The organism is Microbacterium luteolum, from assembly GCF_039533965.1.
Classification (GTDB): Bacteria; Actinomycetota; Actinomycetes; order Actinomycetales; family Microbacteriaceae; genus Microbacterium; species Microbacterium luteolum.
The window spans coordinates 2,764,582-2,779,164 of the sequence record NZ_BAAAUN010000001.1 but is presented as its reverse complement, the minus strand read 5'-3'; the positions used below and the strand labels follow the sequence as shown (position 1 = coordinate 2,779,164).

Sequence of the window (14,583 nt, the reverse complement as noted above, 5' to 3'; positions counted from 1 at the left end):
GAGCGACTCCGGCCGCCTCACTCCCCGCCCTACCCCCATGTCCCCCACAGGGCGCCGGGACGACCGTGATTCGTCGCCGTCCCGGCGCGCAGAAAGCTATCAGCCGGCTGTTCACGCTAAGTCGGCCAGATGTGGAAACACGGCGCGGGGGTTCTGCTCTGAGCAGAACCCCTCGAACAGGGCGGATGCCGCGGCATATCGTGAGGCATGGCCGACATCGTCCCGTTCTCCCGCGCCCCTCGTCCCGCCCGCCGCCCCCGGCCGAACGACCCCGAGCCCCTCTGGCGTCAGCTCCTCGGCGATCAGCTGCGCCGCCGCCGGCACGAACGCGACGAGACGCTCACCGAGACCGCCGAGAAGGCCGGCGTCTCGCCGCAGTACCTCTCCGAGGTCGAGCGCGGACTGAAAGAGCCCTCCAGCGAGATGATCGCCGCGATCAGCGGCGCGCTCGAGACCTCGCTCATCGAGCTCACCAGTGCGGTCGCCGACGAGCTGCGGACCGAGACGGCCCCGGCATCCGCCCTGGTCTCGGCCGGGCGCGCGGTGTTCGCGCTGGCCGCCTGAGCCGCGGCATCCGCTCAGCCGGCCGCGACCCGCGCGCCGAGCACCGTGTCGATCAGTCCGTACTCGAGCGCGGCGGATGCCGTGAAGACGCGGTCGCGGTCGGTGTCGGCACGGAGCTCCTCGACCGTGCGGCCGCTGTGCCTGGCGAGGATGGCCTCCATGTCGGAGCGGACGCGCACCACCTCGTCGGCCGCGAGGATGAGGTCCGGGATCGCGCCACGGGACTGCCCGGCGGGTTGATGCAGCACGATGCGCGCGTGCGCCAGGGCGGCCCGCTCCCCCGTGTCGCCGGCGGCGACCAGCAGCGCGGCCGGCCCGATCGCCTGACCCACGCAGGTCGTGGCGATGCGCGGACGGATGTGCTGCATGGTGTCGTAGATCGCCAGCGCGGCGCCCGGGTCTCCGCCCTCGCTGTTGATGTAGAACTGGATGCCGCTCTCCGGGCTGTCGGCGTCGAGATGCAGCAACTGCGCGATCAGCGCGTTCGCGACGCCGGCATCGATGCCGGTGCCGAGGTAGATCACACGCTCCGCGAGCAGGTGCGAGTACACGTCCATGATGCGCTCACCACGAGGATGCTGCGCGATGACGTTCGGGATCGAGTAGGTGCTCATGCGCTCGCCCCCAGCCCGACGCGCGCGCGTCGACGCGGCATGATCTCGGCGAGCGAACCGACGATGTCGTCGATGAAGCCGTAGTCCAACGCCTCGGCGGCGGTGTACCAGCGGTCGTGCAGCGAGTCCTCGAAGATCCGCGTGACCGGCTGGCCCGTGTCGTCGGCGATGAGGCCGAGCACCGTGTCGCGCATGTGCCGCAGATCGTCGGCCTGCGTCTCGAGCTCACCCGCCGAACCGCCGATACCCGCGGATCCCTGGTGCATGAGGATGCGGGCATGCGGCAGGGCGCGGCGCTTGCCCTTCGCGCCGGCCGAGAGGAGGAACTGCCCGGCACTGCACGCCAGGCCGAGCGCGAGCGTGGACACGTCGTTGGGCACGAGCTGCATCAGGTCGCGGATCGCCAGCATCGACGGCACCGAGCCGCCGGGCGAGTGGATCCACAGGGCGATGTCGGTCGTCGCGTCCTCGGCCGAGAGCGCGAGCAGCTGCGTCATGAGCAGCGTGCCGTTGTCGTCGTCGAGGGCGCCGTCGAGCACGAGCACGCGCTCGTGGAACAGGGCGCGTCGGGCTTCGGGTCCGAACTGCGGGATGGGGTTGTCTTCGCTCATGCCCCCAGCATCCGCTCGTCCCCGCGGTCGCAGGGCGGTATCCGCCTCAGGCGGATCCGCCGTGAGCAGAGGCGGTCAGGCCGAGCCGCTCGGCAGCAGAACGAAAGACGCCCGTAACACCGCCGACTCACGACGCTCGTACGCTCACGATCATGGCGAAGCAGACGACACCGGCATGGCAGTGGTCCGAGGACGGGATCAACTTCCGCACCCGCAAGTGGGTGCGCCCCGAGGACCTCAACGCGAACGGCTCGCTGTTCGGCGGGAGCCTGCTGAAGTGGATCGACGAGGAGGCGGCGATCTACGCGATCGTGCAGCTGGGCAACTACCGCGCCGTCACGAAGCACATCTCCGAGATCAACTTCGAGGCGTCGGCGGTGCAGGGCGACCTGGTCGAGATCGGTCTGACGGCGACGCACTTCGGTCGCACTTCGCTCACCATGAAGGCGATGGCGCGCAACATGATCACGCGCAGGCGCCTTCTCACGATCGAGAAGATCGTGTTCGTGAGCCTCGATGAGGACGGCGCTCCCACCCCGCACGGTTACACCGACATCACCTACGATCGCGACCGCATGCCGACCGAGCGCATCGCGACGGGGACCATCCGCCTGCCGAGCTGACGCCGAACCGCCCCCTTATGCCCGAACGGCCCCCGTATGGGCGTCACTCAAGGGGGTGGCTCGCTCAGAGAGGGGCGGCTCGGCGATGCTGGGGGCCGCCGCGAAGGCCTGGGCGAGGTCGGCGATCAGGTCGTCGGCGTTCTCGAGGCCGATCGACAGACGGAGCACGTCGGCGGCGGGGCGCGCCTCGGGCGGCACCGGGCGATGGGTGAGCGCGGCAGGATGCTGGATCAGCGAGTCCACCCCGCCCAGCGAGACGGCGTGGGTGAACAGTGCCGTCGCCGTCGTGATCGTCGACGCGGCCGCGAAGCCTCCCCGCATCCGCATCGCGATCATCGCTCCGGTGCCCCGCATCTGCCGGTCCAGGATGCCGTGCGGATCGCCGTCGAGCCCCGGGTAGAAAACCTCGGCGACCTCCGGCCGGTCGATCAGCCACTGCACGATGCGACGCGCGTTCTCCTGCTGCTGGCGCATCCGCACCGGCAGGGTCGTGAGCCCGCGATGCAGCAGGTACGCGCCGAGCGGATGCAGCAGACCGCCGGTCACGGCCCGCACGCGCCGGAGCGCCTCAGCCGTCGCCTCGCTGCAGGCCACGACGCCGGCGATGACGTCGCCGTGCCCGCCCAGGTACTTGGTGGCGCTGTGCAGCGACATCGCGGCGCCGAGGTCGATCGGGTTCTGCAGCACCGGAGTGGCGAAGGTGTTGTCGACGACGACGGGCACCTCCCCCGCCTGCCGCACGATGTCGGCGATGTCCGCGATGTCGAGCGTCGGGTTCGCCGGCGTCTCGAGGACGACCAGTCCGGTGTCGGGGCGGATGCTGCGGGCCACCTCGTGCGGGTCGCAGTAGCTCACCTCGGCACCCAGGAGCCCGGAGCCGAGCAGGTGGTCGGTGCCGCCGTAGAGCGGGCGCACCGCGACGACGTGCCTCTTGCCGACGGCGTTGGTGTGGGCGAGGATCACGGCCGTCATCGCCGCCATGCCTGAACCGAAGGCGACGGATGCCTCGGCGTGCTCCATCTCGGCGAGCGCGGCCTCGAAGCGCGCGACCGTCGGGTTCCAGAGCCGGGCGTAGACCATGCTGCCGTCCGCGGGCGGGCGTCCGCCGGTCGCCATCGCCTCGTACGAGTCGCCGCCGCGCTCGATGTCGGGGAGCGGATTCGTCGTCGAGAGATCGATGGGCAGCGCGTGGACCCCGAGACCCTCGAGATCGGAGCGGCCGCTGTGGACGGCGACGGTGTCGGGATGCAGCGGTGCAGTCATGCTTCCAGGCTGTCGGAAACACGACGAAGGCGCTGAGATTCGACAGCATCCGCCATTTTTTGCGCCTTTCTCGCTATTCTGAGCAACCGGCAGCATCAGAGACGAGGCGACATTGGCGAGAACACAAGGCGCAGCACTCGACGAGGTCGACCTCGCGCTGCTCGCCGCCCTCCTGGACGACGCGGAGATCACGAACAAGGCGCTCGCGCACCGACTCGGCCTGGCGGAGTCGACCTGCGCGCATCGGGTCAGGGCGCTGCGCGAGCGCGGCGTGATCCGCGACACCCGCATCCGCGTCGACGAGGCAGCACTCGGCTACCCCCTGCAGGCGATCATCAAGGTGCGCCTCGCCAATCACACCGGCCCGAAGGTCACCGCGCTGTTCGAGGCGCTCGCGAGCATCCCTCGCGTGCTGCAGGTGTTCCACGTCGCCGGGGTGGACGACTTCCTCGTGCACGTGGCGGTCGAGGACGCCACGGCGCTCCGCGACATCGTGCTCGAGCACATCACGATCCATCCGGTCGTCCGCGGCACCGAGACGCAGCTCGTGTTCGAGCTGCGCGACGGCAGCGGGATGCTCCCGCGGTGACGCGTCAGGAGACGACGGCGATCGATCCGGTCGATGCGCTCTGCAGCGCGGATGCCGGCTTCACCACGGTCGGCACGGCCTCTTGCTCGCGCGAACGCTGACGCATCGTCCGGCCGAGATCGGTGGCGCTGACGATCCCACGGACGACGCCGCCGATCGTGAGCATGGCGACCAGCGCGGCGCACGCGGCGAGCAGCGGCAGCCACTGGTTCGCGAACGACGCCGTGAAGCTCATCAGCGCGCCGACGATCCACAGCCCCACGGCGCCTCCCGTGAGCCCACCGGCGCCGCGCATGATCGCGATCCCCGCCACGACGGCGCAGATCGCAGCGAATGCCGCCCCCGCGATCCCGATCGGAACCATCACCTCAGCCAGATCGCTGGCCATTCTGAATGTCGTCATGACGACCCCCCGTCAGCGGAATATCCGCTCCTTCGACACTAAGAGAGTGCCAGCGGGAAGCCATCCGTCTCAAGTGCGACCCCGCATCATCCTCCAGAACGATCTTTTTCCTGCGCGTTCCGTGCTTTTCGGTCAGCGGCGGGCGCGCTCGGAGCGGCGTCGGCGCAGCGTGAGCTTCCGCAGACGCGAGGCGCGGACCGTGGCGATGGGCTGCGTCACGACCGCGTCAACGACCATGGAGCCGTCGGTGGGGCCGACGATCGCGATCGCGGAGGTCTCCGTCGCTTCCGCCGGATCGACCGGCAACCGCGCGAGATCCCGGTGCGCGCGGACGTACGCGGGGACCAGCAGCACGATCGCGCCGACCCAGGCGAGCGGGTTGCTGAGGGCGACACCGGCGAAGCCGATCAGCGCGCCGAGCAGGACCGCCGCGCCGACGCGCATCACGAGCTCGATCACACCCGTGACGGTCGGCACGAGCGTGTGGCCGAGCCCCTGAAGGGCGCCGCGGAGCACGAACAGCATGCCGAGGGCCCAGTAGCCGCATCCGTTGATGATGAGCATCTGGTGGGCGAGGTTCACGACGTCGTCGGAGCCGGCGCCGATGAACAGGCGGACCATGGGGGCGCCGAAGGCGATCAGCAGCCCGCCGAGCACGATGCCCGAGACGATCGACATCCAGGTGGCCTCGACGACTCCGCGGCGGATGCGGTCGGGGCGACGACCGCCGTGGTTCTGCGCCGCGTACATCGAGACGGCCAGACCGAGAGAGGACAGCAGCGCCACCGCCAGACTGTCGACGCGCGAGGCGGTGGTGTACGCGGCGACGGCGTCGGAGCCGAGCGTGTTCAGCGCGACCTGCACCGTGAGCGTGCCGATCGCGATGATCGACGCCTGGAAGCCCATCGGGAGTCCGAGTCGCAGGTGCTCCGCGACGTCGGCGCGGGTGACGCGCCAGTCCGTGCGGCGCAGGTGCAGCATCGGGAGACGGCGGCGCACGAACTCGAGGCACAGCAGGACCGAGACCGCCTGGGCGACGACCGTGGCGAGAGCCGCACCGGCGACCCCCCATTCCAGCGGCCCGACCATGAGCACGACGAGCCCCACGTTCAGGGCGCACGACACGGTGAGGAAGACCAGCGGCGTACGCGAGTCCCCGATCGCGCGGATGATCGCGGAGAGGTAGTTGAAGAACATGGTCGCGCCGGCGCCGAGGAAGCTGATCTGCGTGAAGACCGTGGCCTCGGCCATCAGCTCGGGTGGGGTCTGCAGCAGCGCGAGGAGCGGCGCGGCGATGAGAGGGGCGACCACGGTCAGCAGCACACTCGTGATGCCGGACAGGATCACTCCGGTCGCGACCGAGCGACGCACCGCGGCGTCGTCGCGGGCGCCGAAGGCCTGGGCGATGGGGATCGCGAAACCGCTGGTGAGACCCCACGCGAAGCCGAGCAGGAGGAACAGCAGCGGACCGGTCGCCCCCACCGCGGCGAGGGAGTTCACGCCGAGGTGCCGCCCCACGACGATGGCGTCGGCGAAGTGGTACAGCTGCTGCACGACATTGCCGATGAGCAGCGGGATCGAGAAGGCGAGGATGACACGCCACGGGCGACCCGTGGTGAGAGGAGTGGCCATGAAGAAGCGGCTCGCAGAACTGGGGGGTGATCGGGGGAGGCTCCAGTTTATCGAATCGATTCGGCGCAACGGAAGAGCAGCTCACAGGAAGTACGTCGCCGGCGAGAGCCCGTTGCCACGAGGCGCACATCCGGTACCTGCGGGGCGACTCGATCGAGGCGGACTAGGCGCGCGCCAGGGCGGCATCCTCCGGAGCAGCGGTCTTCGCGACGAAGATCCGCTTGCGCAGCGCGAGGAAGAGCAGCACCATGCCGGCGGTGAGCAGCATGTGGCCGACACCCGCGATGCCGGCGATCATCTTCGACGACTCCTGACCGAGCACCGTGAGGGAGCCGTGCCATACGAGCATCGCCGACGTCAGCACGAGGCCGGCGTTGTAGAGCCAGAAGAACCACGCGAAGAGGCGGCTCTCGGAGAGCGTGAACGCCTTCTCCAGGAGGAGGACGATGAGGAGCACGACGAAGCCCAGCACGAGCAGGTGCGTGTGCACGAGGCCGAGCTGGGTCGCCTCCCCCTCCGGGAAGCCGTTGATCTTGGTGAACTCGCGGTAGAAGAGTCCGGAGGCGACGCCTACGAGCATGTAGGCGAACGCGGCGTGGAAGAGTCTGCGCATGGGGGTACCTTTCGGGTCTCTTCCAGCCTCGGCGCAGCATCCGTTCCGGGGATCCATCGAACGGTTGAGATGCGGATGCTGCCGCGTCGCAGCCGAACCGACGTCAGAGCAGACCGGCGTCCCGCGCGATGGCGATCGCGCGGGCGCGGCTGTCGGCGCCGAGCTTCTCGAACACGTGCACCAGGTGCGTCTTCACGGTCGCCTCGGTGACGAAGAGGGTCTTCGCGATCTCGCGGTTGGATGCCCCGGTGTCGAGCAGGGCGAGGACCTCGCGCTCGCGATCGGTGAGTCGCACGCGGGGCGCGCGCATCACCTGCACGACCCGCTCGCTGATCTCCGGGGCGAGCACGAGCCCTCCGGACGCCGCCTGACGGATGGCGCGCACGATGTCGTCGGGCGCGACGTCCTTGAGGAGGTACCCCGCCGCGCCCGCTTCGATCGCACCGAGGATCTCGGCGTCACGATCGAACGTCGTCAGGATGATCACGGCGGGAGCCGGATGCTGTGCGCGCAGGGCGGCGGTCGTCGCCACGCCGTCCATCCCCTCCCCGAGTCGCAGGTCGCAGAGCACGACATCGGGGTGCAGGTGCCGGGCGAGCAGGACAGCCTCCTCGCCGGACGACGCCTCGCCGACCACCTCGACGTCGTCACGGTGGTCGAACAGGGAGCGCACCCCGGCCCGGACGATGGGGTGATCGTCGACGAGCAGCACCCGCACGGCCGTCATCCGTCGCCTCCGGCATCCCGGGCCGGAGACGGGCCACCGAGCGGGACGTGCGCCGACAGCGCCGCTCCGTCGCCCTGGACGCTCTCCACGTCGAGTCCTCCGCCGAGCTCCCGCAATCGCGCGCGCATGGAGCGCAGTCCGTAGCCGCCGCCCCGGCTCCCCACCCCGCCCTGGGCTTCCCACCGGGTCGCGTCGAATCCGATCCCGTCGTCGACGATGTCGAGCCGGACCGCATCGCCCGCGTCGGCCAGCGTGACCACCACCCGGGAGGCGGCCGCGTGCGAGCGCACGTTCGCGAGGGCGGACTGCGCCGTGCGCAGCAGCGCGACCTCGACGTCGAGGCCGAGCGCGGGCAAGTCGTCGTCGACATGGAGCGTCGCGGCGATGCCGGTCTCCTCGGCGAGACGCTCGAGCATGCGCGCGAGGGCGTCGCCCAGCGCACTGGACTCGAGCTCGGCGGGCATCAGCGCGTTCACGATGCGCCGCGCGTCGGCCAGCCCCTCGGCCGCGAGCGTGCCGATCTGGCGGAGGGCGCGGGTGCTCTGTGCGGCGTCGTCGGCCTCCAGAGCCGAGCGCGCCAACATCCCGATCGAGGAGACGCTCTGGGCGACGGTGTCGTGGATGTCGCGAGAGACCCTGGTGCGCTCGGCGCTCGCGCCCGACTCGCGCTGCATACGGGCGAGCTCGTCCTGCAGTGCCGCCATCTCCTCCTGCGTGGCGACGAGCGAGGCGATCAGCCGTCGCCGTTCGCGACCGTCGCGCACGAGTTCGAGGTAGCCGCGGGAGATGCCCAACGCGAAGACGCCCCCGACGAGCGGCCCGATCACGTTCGCGTAGCTCGTCGCGCCGGTGTGCAGCAGCGGGGCGGCGACCACGACCGCGAGGATGACGACGCTGAGCAGCAGCGCCCAGCGCAGGCGCATCACGAACCCGGCGAGCAGCCAGAGCGGGAACGCGAGCCACACGAACTCGGGCGACACGGCGACCGTGCCGAGCCAGATCAGCGTCAGCCCGAGCAGCCACCAGGTCGCCAGACGCCGATCCGCGGTGCGTTCGCCGAGCAGGAGACCACCGCCGTACCAGCCGAGGAAGACGAGCGACAGCGCCAGGACCCAGGGCAGCGGGATGCCGTCGGCCGACGCGCGAACGGCCCCGATCACGAGCAGCACGACCGTGATGACCGCCTGGCCGATGCGGATCGACCCGATCAGGCTCGCCCAGGTGTGGGCGGGCTCCCGCGGCGACGGGTCGATGGACGGCATCCTCACATTCTCGCCCCGGACCGCCGCCGGCGCCTCCATCGTTCGATCGATCCGTCGGACAGAGGGGTACCGACAGGCCCTCCCTCGACAGAAGGGCCGCGCGTAACGTCGGTGGCACGGCCGCGCAGGCGGCCCCGATGCTCGGGAAAGGACCACTCATGCACACACGCACAATCGGACAGGGACTCGAGGTCTCGGCGGTCGGACTCGGCTGCATGGGGATGTCGCAGAGCTACGGGCCGAACCCCGGCGACCGCGGCGAGATGATCGCGGTGCTGCGCTCGGCCCTCGATCACGGCGTGACGTTCTTCGACACGGCCGAGGTCTACGGCCCCTACGTGAACGAAGAACTGGCCGGAGAGGCACTGGAGCCCATCCGCGATCAGGTCGTCGTCGCCACGAAGTTCGGCTGGCGGATCGAAGACGGACGCAGCGTCGGACTCGACAGTCGTCCGGAGCAGATCCGCCGGGTCGCCGAGGAGTCGCTCCGGCGGCTCCGCACCGACGTGATCGACCTGTTCTACCAGCACCGCGTCGACCCCGAGGTGCCGATCGAAGACGTCGCCGGCACGGTCTCCGAGCTGATCGCCGAAGGCAAGGTCCGGCACTTCGGGCTGTCCGAGGCGTCGGCATCCACCATCCGCCGCGCCCATGCGGTGCAGCCGGTCACGGCCTTGCAGAGCGAGTACTCGCTCTGGACGCGCGACCCCGAACGCGATGTCCTCCCGGTGCTCGGCGAGCTGGGGATCGGCTTCGTGCCGTTCAGCCCGCTCGGGAAGGGATTCCTCACCGGCACGGTCGATCAGAACACGACTTTCGCGGACGGCGACATCCGCGGGACGATCCCGCGCTTCAGCGAGGAGAACCGCGCGGCCAACCAGGCGCTCGTGCGCCAGGTCGGCGACCTCGCCGCCGCGAAGGACGCCACGCCCGGCCAGATCGCCCTCGCCTGGCTGCTCGCTCGCGCCCCGTGGATCGTGCCGATTCCCGGAACCCGTCGCACGGCGCGGATCGCCGAGAACGCGGGAGCGACCGCCGTCGCCCTGTCGGCCGACGAGGTCTCCGATCTCGACCGGCTGGCCGACCGGGTGGGCGTCGCCGGCGACCGGTACAACTCCCAGCAGATGAGCTTCGTCGACCGCTGAGCCGGGTCGGCGGTCCGGTTCGTCGGGTTCCGGTCGCAATTGCTGCCGCCGGGCGTCCGGTCGCAGTTCCTGCCGTCCGAGCGTTCTCGAAGCGGCACGAACTGCGACCGGAGCAGCGCCGCGAACGCAATAACCTGGATGCTGCGGCGACGGAGGGAGCGCGATGTTCGACAGTCCGCTCTCGGCCTCGGCCTACGAAGTGCTCGGCGTCGCGTCGACGTCAGGCGACGACGACCTGCGGCGCGCGTATCGGCTGCGGCTGCGGCAGACGCATCCCGACACCGGCGGTGACGCGGCCGTGTTCATCCGGGTGCAGCGTGCCTGGGAGCTGGTCGGCACCCCGGAGGGCCGTGCGGCCTACGACCGCAGCCACGGCATCGGCGTCGAGACGGAGTGGGGCGGATGGCGGGCCCCCGACACTCGCAGGGACACGCGACCGCGCCCGAAGTCGTACGGCGAGCCCGGTGCGTGGCGGCGTGCCCGATACGTGGCCCTGCTGCAGGAGTGGGCCGGCGAAGAGGTCGCCGACCCGTACGCCCCGGCGCTGGTGCGCGCGGCACCGCGCGAGCTCAAGCGCCTGCTCGCCGACGCGCTGGCCGAGGAGGGCACCGCCCAGACCGTCGCCGGTCTGGGCATGGGCTTCACCCTGTGGCACGGCGTGGCCGTTGCGGCATCCGCCGATGCGGAGACGACGGATGCCGCGGACCGGCTCGACCACATCGTGCTCGGCCCCTCCGGCCTGTACGGCGTGATGTCGGCCGACTTCGGCGGCGTGGTCGGATTCCGTCGCGGCGAGATCACCGGTCCGAGCCTGGGTCACCGGGCGCCGGTCACGACGCTCCTCGCCCAGATCAACACTGTCGCCCGCACCGCGCGCGTGCGCTTCAGCGGCGCGATCGTCGCCCTGCCCGACGACGACCTGTCGCAGGCGGTCACGCCGCTCGGCAGCATCCGCGGACTCCCGGTGGTGGTCGTCCGCCGCAGTGCCCTGCCGCTGCTGCTGCGGAAGGGGATGCCGGGCGCCCGGGTCATCGGAGGCAACGAGCTGTTCGACATCCGCACCCGCCTGATCCAGCGGTCCCGCCTGGCCTGAGCGAGGGTTTCGCCGGTCGCGGGTCAGGAGTAGCGTGCGCGCATGGCGATCTCGACGGCACTCCGTGATTGGCTGCTCGATTCCGACCCCTCCCTGCGCTGGCAGGTCGAGCGCGACCTGACGGATGCTCCGCCCGAGTTCTGGGAGGCGACCAGGGCACGGGTGACGACCGAGGGGTTCGGCGCCGCGCTGCTCTCCCGACAGGATGCCGACGGGAAGTGGGCTGGAGGCGCGCACTTCCCTGGAGGCTTCTTCGACAGTGCCGAGGCGCAGACGCCGGGACAGCCCTGGGTCGCGACCAGCTGGTCACTCAAAGACCTCCGCGAGTGGGGCGTGGATGCCGCAGCCCTCGAGGGGACAGTTGAGAAGCTCGCGGCGAACTGCCGCTGGGAGTACGAGGATCTCCCGTTCTGGGGCGGCGAGGTCGACGTGTGCATCAACGCGTTCACCCTCGCCAGCGGCGCCTGGCTCGGGGTGGACATGAGCGAGCTCGCGCGCTGGTTCGTGACGCACCGCCTCGCCGACGGCGGCTGGAACTGCGAGGCGGAGGAGGGACGGTCGACGCGCTCCTCGTTCCACTCGACGCTGAACGCGGTGGTCGGACTGCTGGCCTACGAGCGCCGCACGGGCGACACGTCCGCCCGCGATGCCCGCCATGGGGGCGAGGAGTATCTCCTTCGGCGCCGGCTCCTCTACCGGGAGTCGACCGGAGAGGTCGTCGACGGCTTCGTGTCGCAGTTCACGTACCCGCACCGGTACCGGTACAGCGCACTGACCGCGCTCGACCACTTCCGCGATGCCGCGCTCCTGGAGGGCACGCGTCCCGACCGTCGGCTCGCCGATGCGGTGGAGGTGGTCCGCGCCGCACGTCGGCCCGACGGCACCTGGCTGCAGGGAACGCCACTCGCCGGCCGCACCTGGTTCGCCGTCGATGCCCCGGAGGGCGAGCCGTCGCGCTGGCTCACCCTGTTCGGCACGCGCGTCCTCGATTGGTGGGATGCCGCGGCCTGACCCGGCGTTTCGGATCGAAACAGGAGAGGTCCGTTGACAGTCGCAATCAAACCGGTTTACACTCATCAAACCGGTTCAACGCCTGCAGCGGCGTGCTCCGGCGTGAATCCACGAGGAGGTGGGCATGAGCCGCACGACGATCGCCGACGTGGCCCGCGAGGCCGGCGTGACCAAGGCGACGGTCTCCCACGCCCTCAGCGGCAATCGCCCGATCTCCGACGAGACCAGGGCGAAGGTCCTCGCCGCGGCCGCGAAGCTCGACTGGGTGCCCAGCCAGAGCGCCAGGGCTCTCGCCACCCGCCGCGCCAACGCGATCGCCGTGGTGCTGGCCCGCGATCCCGAGGTCATCGCGAACGACTCCTTCTTCCCGGCATTCATCGCCGGCGTCGAATCCGTGCTCGCCGAGTCCGAGACCGCACTCCTGCTCCAGGTCGTGCCGGACCGCGACGCCGAGGAGCGCGCGTACCGCACCCTCAGCCACGGCCGCGCCGACGGCGCGCTCCTGCTCGACCTCCGCGCCGACGACTGGCGCGTCCCGCTGCTCGACGAGCTGAACCTGCCCACCGTGCTCGTCGGCGCCTACGAGCAGCCGACCGACTTCTCCTGCGTCCGCACCGACGACGCTGCTCCCGTGCGCGAGATCCTCGCCCACCTCCGTGCCGGCGGACACGAGCGCATCGCCCACGTCTCCGGTCCGCTCGACTACGTGCACTCCCGTGCGCGCGCCGACGCGTATCTCGCCGAGATCGGCAGCGACGAGCTGCTCCGCGAAGGCGACTTCACCGCAGCCAGCGGACGTGACCTGACCGAAGAGCTGCTCGCCCTGCCGGAGCGTCCGACGGCGATCCTGTACTCGAACGACACCATGGCGATAGCGGGGCTCTCGTACGCCCGCTCGCAGGGTCTCTCGATCCCCCGTGACCTCGCGATCTCGGGATTCGACGACGACCACCTGTCGGCTCACCTCTCTCCGGCGCTGACCAGCGTCTCGTCGGATCCCGCGGCGCGTGGTCGCGCCGCCGCCCGCATCCTGCGGGAGGTCATCCTCGGCGCGCAGCCGCGCACCGAGTTCGTCGACTGCAACGTCGTGCACTTCCGCGACAGCACCAGTTAGTCGGCATCCGCATCACCGCACCAGATCCACTCGTGTCGAGGAGGACACCATGAAGAAGATCCGCGCACTCGCGCTCATCGGCGCCACCGCACTCATCGCCACCGGATGCTCCGCCGGAGGCGGCGGCGGGGGCGAAGGCGGCGCTGACGCCACCGGGCCCATCGACGTCTGGCTCTCGAACAACGAGCAGGAGGTCGAGTGGGGCAAGGCGGTCGTCGAGGCCTGGAACGCCGAGCATCCGGATGAGAAGGTCACGGCGCAGGAGATTCCCGCCGGCTCTTCGTCGGAAGAGGCCATCACGGCCGCGATCACCGCCGGCACCGCGCCGTGCCTCGTCTACAACGTGGCGCCCGCGGCCGTATCCGGGTGGGTCAAGCAGGGCGGCCTCGTCGACCTGAGCACCATCGACGGCGGCAGCGACTACATCACCGAGCGGGGCGGCGACGTCGAGTCGTACTCCACCGACGGCAGCTACTACCAGCTGCCGTGGAAGTCGAACCCCGTCATGGTCATGTACAACAAGGCGCTGTTCACGGCTGCGGGCATCGATGCGGAGAACCCGCAGATGAACACGTACGACGCGTTCCTCGAGGGCGCACAGAAGATCGTCGACTCGGGCGTGCAGAGCGCGATCTGGCCCGCTCCGACCAGCGAGTTCTACCAGCCGTGGTTCGACTACTACCCGCTCTACCTCGCCGAGACCGACGGCACCATGCTCGTCGAAGACGGCAAGGCGACGATCGATTCGGATGCCGGACGCACCGTCGCCGAGTTCTGGGCGACGATCTACAAGGACAAGCTGGCGCCGAACGAGGCCGCGACCGATGACGCGATGTCGGCGGGAACGACCGCCATGCAGCTCGCCGGGCCCTGGGCGATCCCGTCCTACGCTGAGACCGTCGACGTCGGCTTCATGCCGGTGCCGACGAGCGACGGCCGCGAGAACCCGGTCACCTTCGCCGACTCGAAGAGCGTGTCGATGTTCACGGCCTGCGAGAACCAGGGCACCGCGTGGGAGTTCCTGAAGTTCTCCACCAGCGTCGAGAGCGACGGGCAGTTCCTCGAGGCCACCGGCCAGATGCCGATGCGCACCGACCTGACCGGGACCTTCGCGGACTACTTCGAGGCGAACCCGAACTACGTCGCATTCGCCGAGCAGGCCGAGGCCACGGCCGACGTGCCCAGCATCCCGAACTCGGTGGAGGCCTGGCAGGCGTTCCGCGACGCGTACTCCCCCGCGGTGATCTTCGGCAAGGACTCGATCGACGACTTCCTGAAGAACGCCTCGTCCAAGATCGACGAGCTCGTCGCCGAGTGAT

At 70.3% G+C, this 14,583-nt stretch carries 16 protein-coding genes; 8 read left to right on the top strand and 8 right to left on the bottom strand.

What is annotated here, in order from left to right:
* Positions 1 to 207: 207 nt before the first annotated feature.
* A complete protein-coding gene (locus tag ABD648_RS13435) occupies positions 208 to 564 on the top strand; it encodes a helix-turn-helix domain-containing protein (protein WP_282215460.1) in 357 nt (118 codons plus the stop codon).
* Positions 565 to 578: 14 nt separating this feature from the next.
* Here the strand turns inward: ABD648_RS13435 and ABD648_RS13430 are convergent, their stop codons facing one another.
* A complete protein-coding gene (locus ABD648_RS13430) occupies positions 579 to 1,178 on the bottom strand; it encodes a ClpP family protease (RefSeq protein ID WP_282215459.1) in 600 nt (199 codons plus the stop codon).
* The gene (locus ABD648_RS13425; protein WP_282215458.1) at positions 1,175 to 1,789 is read right to left on the bottom strand and encodes a ClpP family protease; all 615 of its coding nucleotides are present in this window, start codon (positions 1,787 to 1,789) and stop codon (positions 1,175 to 1,177) included. Before ABD648_RS13425 ends, ABD648_RS13430 begins: the two co-directional genes overlap by 4 nt.
* A gap of 152 nt (positions 1,790 to 1,941) precedes the next feature.
* On the opposite strand from ABD648_RS13425, the gene ABD648_RS13420 reads away from it, so the two are divergent.
* Positions 1,942 to 2,412, top strand: coding sequence for an acyl-CoA thioesterase (locus ABD648_RS13420; RefSeq protein ID WP_282215457.1), 471 nt, complete (start codon positions 1,942 to 1,944; stop codon positions 2,410 to 2,412).
* Positions 2,413 to 2,427: 15 nt separating this feature from the next.
* On the opposite strand, the gene ABD648_RS13415 is transcribed toward ABD648_RS13420, so the two are convergent.
* Positions 2,428 to 3,675, bottom strand: coding sequence for a trans-sulfuration enzyme family protein (locus ABD648_RS13415; protein ID WP_282215456.1), 1,248 nt, complete (start codon positions 3,673 to 3,675; stop codon positions 2,428 to 2,430).
* Between the two features lie 112 nt (positions 3,676 to 3,787).
* On the opposite strand from ABD648_RS13415, the gene ABD648_RS13410 reads away from it, so the two are divergent.
* A complete protein-coding gene (locus ABD648_RS13410) occupies positions 3,788 to 4,264 on the top strand; it encodes an Lrp/AsnC family transcriptional regulator (RefSeq protein WP_282215455.1) in 477 nt (158 codons plus the stop codon).
* Positions 4,265 to 4,268: 4 nt separating this feature from the next.
* Here the strand turns inward: ABD648_RS13410 and ABD648_RS13405 are convergent, their stop codons facing one another.
* The 5 genes from ABD648_RS13405 to ABD648_RS13385 form a co-directional block, all read right to left on the bottom strand.
* A complete protein-coding gene (locus ABD648_RS13405; RefSeq protein ID WP_282215454.1) occupies positions 4,269 to 4,667 on the bottom strand; it encodes a hypothetical protein in 399 nt (132 codons plus the stop codon).
* Between the two features lie 132 nt (positions 4,668 to 4,799).
* Positions 4,800 to 6,299: an MATE family efflux transporter gene (locus ABD648_RS13400; protein ID WP_282215453.1), complete on the bottom strand. Its 1,500-nt coding sequence runs from the start codon at positions 6,297 to 6,299 to the stop codon at positions 4,800 to 4,802.
* Positions 6,300 to 6,462: 163 nt separating this feature from the next.
* On the bottom strand, positions 6,463 to 6,912 hold the full coding sequence (locus ABD648_RS13395) for a DUF2871 domain-containing protein (RefSeq protein WP_282215452.1): 450 nt from the start codon (positions 6,910 to 6,912) through the stop codon (positions 6,463 to 6,465).
* 103 nt (positions 6,913 to 7,015) lie between these two features.
* Complete coding sequence (locus ABD648_RS13390) at positions 7,016 to 7,639, bottom strand: response regulator (RefSeq protein ID WP_282215451.1); 624 nt, start codon at positions 7,637 to 7,639, stop codon at positions 7,016 to 7,018.
* A complete protein-coding gene (locus tag ABD648_RS13385; RefSeq protein ID WP_282215450.1) occupies positions 7,636 to 8,901 on the bottom strand; it encodes a sensor histidine kinase in 1,266 nt (421 codons plus the stop codon). The genes ABD648_RS13390 and ABD648_RS13385 overlap by 4 nt, the downstream gene beginning before the upstream one ends.
* A 158-nt stretch (positions 8,902 to 9,059) precedes the next feature.
* On the opposite strand from ABD648_RS13385, the gene ABD648_RS13380 reads away from it, so the two are divergent.
* The 5 genes from ABD648_RS13380 to ABD648_RS13360 all read left to right on the top strand — a co-directional run bounded on the left by ABD648_RS13380 (position 9,060) and on the right by ABD648_RS13360 (position 14,582).
* Positions 9,060 to 10,046, top strand: a complete 987-nt coding sequence (locus ABD648_RS13380) for an aldo/keto reductase (RefSeq protein WP_282215449.1) — start codon at positions 9,060 to 9,062, stop codon at positions 10,044 to 10,046.
* Between the two features lie 163 nt (positions 10,047 to 10,209).
* Positions 10,210 to 11,139, top strand: coding sequence for a DnaJ domain-containing protein (locus ABD648_RS13375; protein ID WP_282215448.1), 930 nt, complete (start codon positions 10,210 to 10,212; stop codon positions 11,137 to 11,139).
* Positions 11,140 to 11,181: 42 nt separating this feature from the next.
* Positions 11,182 to 12,150, top strand: a complete 969-nt coding sequence (locus ABD648_RS13370; protein ID WP_282215447.1) for a squalene cyclase — start codon at positions 11,182 to 11,184, stop codon at positions 12,148 to 12,150.
* Between the two features lie 124 nt (positions 12,151 to 12,274).
* Entirely contained in the window at positions 12,275 to 13,264 is a 990-nt protein-coding gene (locus tag ABD648_RS13365) for a LacI family DNA-binding transcriptional regulator (RefSeq protein WP_282215446.1), read from the top strand.
* A gap of 49 nt (positions 13,265 to 13,313) precedes the next feature.
* Positions 13,314 to 14,582, top strand: a complete 1,269-nt coding sequence (locus ABD648_RS13360) for an extracellular solute-binding protein (protein WP_282215445.1) — start codon at positions 13,314 to 13,316, stop codon at positions 14,580 to 14,582.
* Position 14,583 lies beyond the last annotated feature (1 nt).

What these genes read in the sequence shown, in the direction of transcription:
- ABD648_RS13435 (WP_282215460.1), top strand. Translation starts at nt 208, where the DNA reads ATGGCCGACATCGTCCCGTTCTCCCGCGCCCCTCGTCCCGCCCGCCGC.
- ABD648_RS13430 (WP_282215459.1), bottom strand. Translation starts at nt 1,178, where the DNA reads ATGAGCACCTACTCGATCCCGAACGTCATCGCGCAGCATCCTCGTGGT.
- ABD648_RS13425 (WP_282215458.1), bottom strand. Translation starts at nt 1,789, where the DNA reads ATGAGCGAAGACAACCCCATCCCGCAGTTCGGACCCGAAGCCCGACGC.
- ABD648_RS13420 (WP_282215457.1), top strand. Translation starts at nt 1,942, where the DNA reads ATGGCGAAGCAGACGACACCGGCATGGCAGTGGTCCGAGGACGGGATC.
- ABD648_RS13415 (WP_282215456.1), bottom strand. Translation starts at nt 3,675, where the DNA reads ATGACTGCACCGCTGCATCCCGACACCGTCGCCGTCCACAGCGGCCGC.
- ABD648_RS13405 (WP_282215454.1), bottom strand. Translation starts at nt 4,667, where the DNA reads ATGACGACATTCAGAATGGCCAGCGATCTGGCTGAGGTGATGGTTCCG.
- ABD648_RS13400 (WP_282215453.1), bottom strand. Translation starts at nt 6,299, where the DNA reads ATGGCCACTCCTCTCACCACGGGTCGCCCGTGGCGTGTCATCCTCGCC.
- ABD648_RS13395 (WP_282215452.1), bottom strand. Translation starts at nt 6,912, where the DNA reads ATGCGCAGACTCTTCCACGCCGCGTTCGCCTACATGCTCGTAGGCGTC.
- ABD648_RS13390 (WP_282215451.1), bottom strand. Translation starts at nt 7,639, where the DNA reads ATGACGGCCGTGCGGGTGCTGCTCGTCGACGATCACCCCATCGTCCGG.
- ABD648_RS13385 (WP_282215450.1), bottom strand. Translation starts at nt 8,901, where the DNA reads ATGCCGTCCATCGACCCGTCGCCGCGGGAGCCCGCCCACACCTGGGCG.
- ABD648_RS13380 (WP_282215449.1), top strand. Translation starts at nt 9,060, where the DNA reads ATGCACACACGCACAATCGGACAGGGACTCGAGGTCTCGGCGGTCGGA.
- ABD648_RS13375 (WP_282215448.1), top strand. Translation starts at nt 10,210, where the DNA reads ATGTTCGACAGTCCGCTCTCGGCCTCGGCCTACGAAGTGCTCGGCGTC.
- ABD648_RS13370 (WP_282215447.1), top strand. Translation starts at nt 11,182, where the DNA reads ATGGCGATCTCGACGGCACTCCGTGATTGGCTGCTCGATTCCGACCCC.
- ABD648_RS13365 (WP_282215446.1), top strand. Translation starts at nt 12,275, where the DNA reads ATGAGCCGCACGACGATCGCCGACGTGGCCCGCGAGGCCGGCGTGACC.
- ABD648_RS13360 (WP_282215445.1), top strand. Translation starts at nt 13,314, where the DNA reads ATGAAGAAGATCCGCGCACTCGCGCTCATCGGCGCCACCGCACTCATC.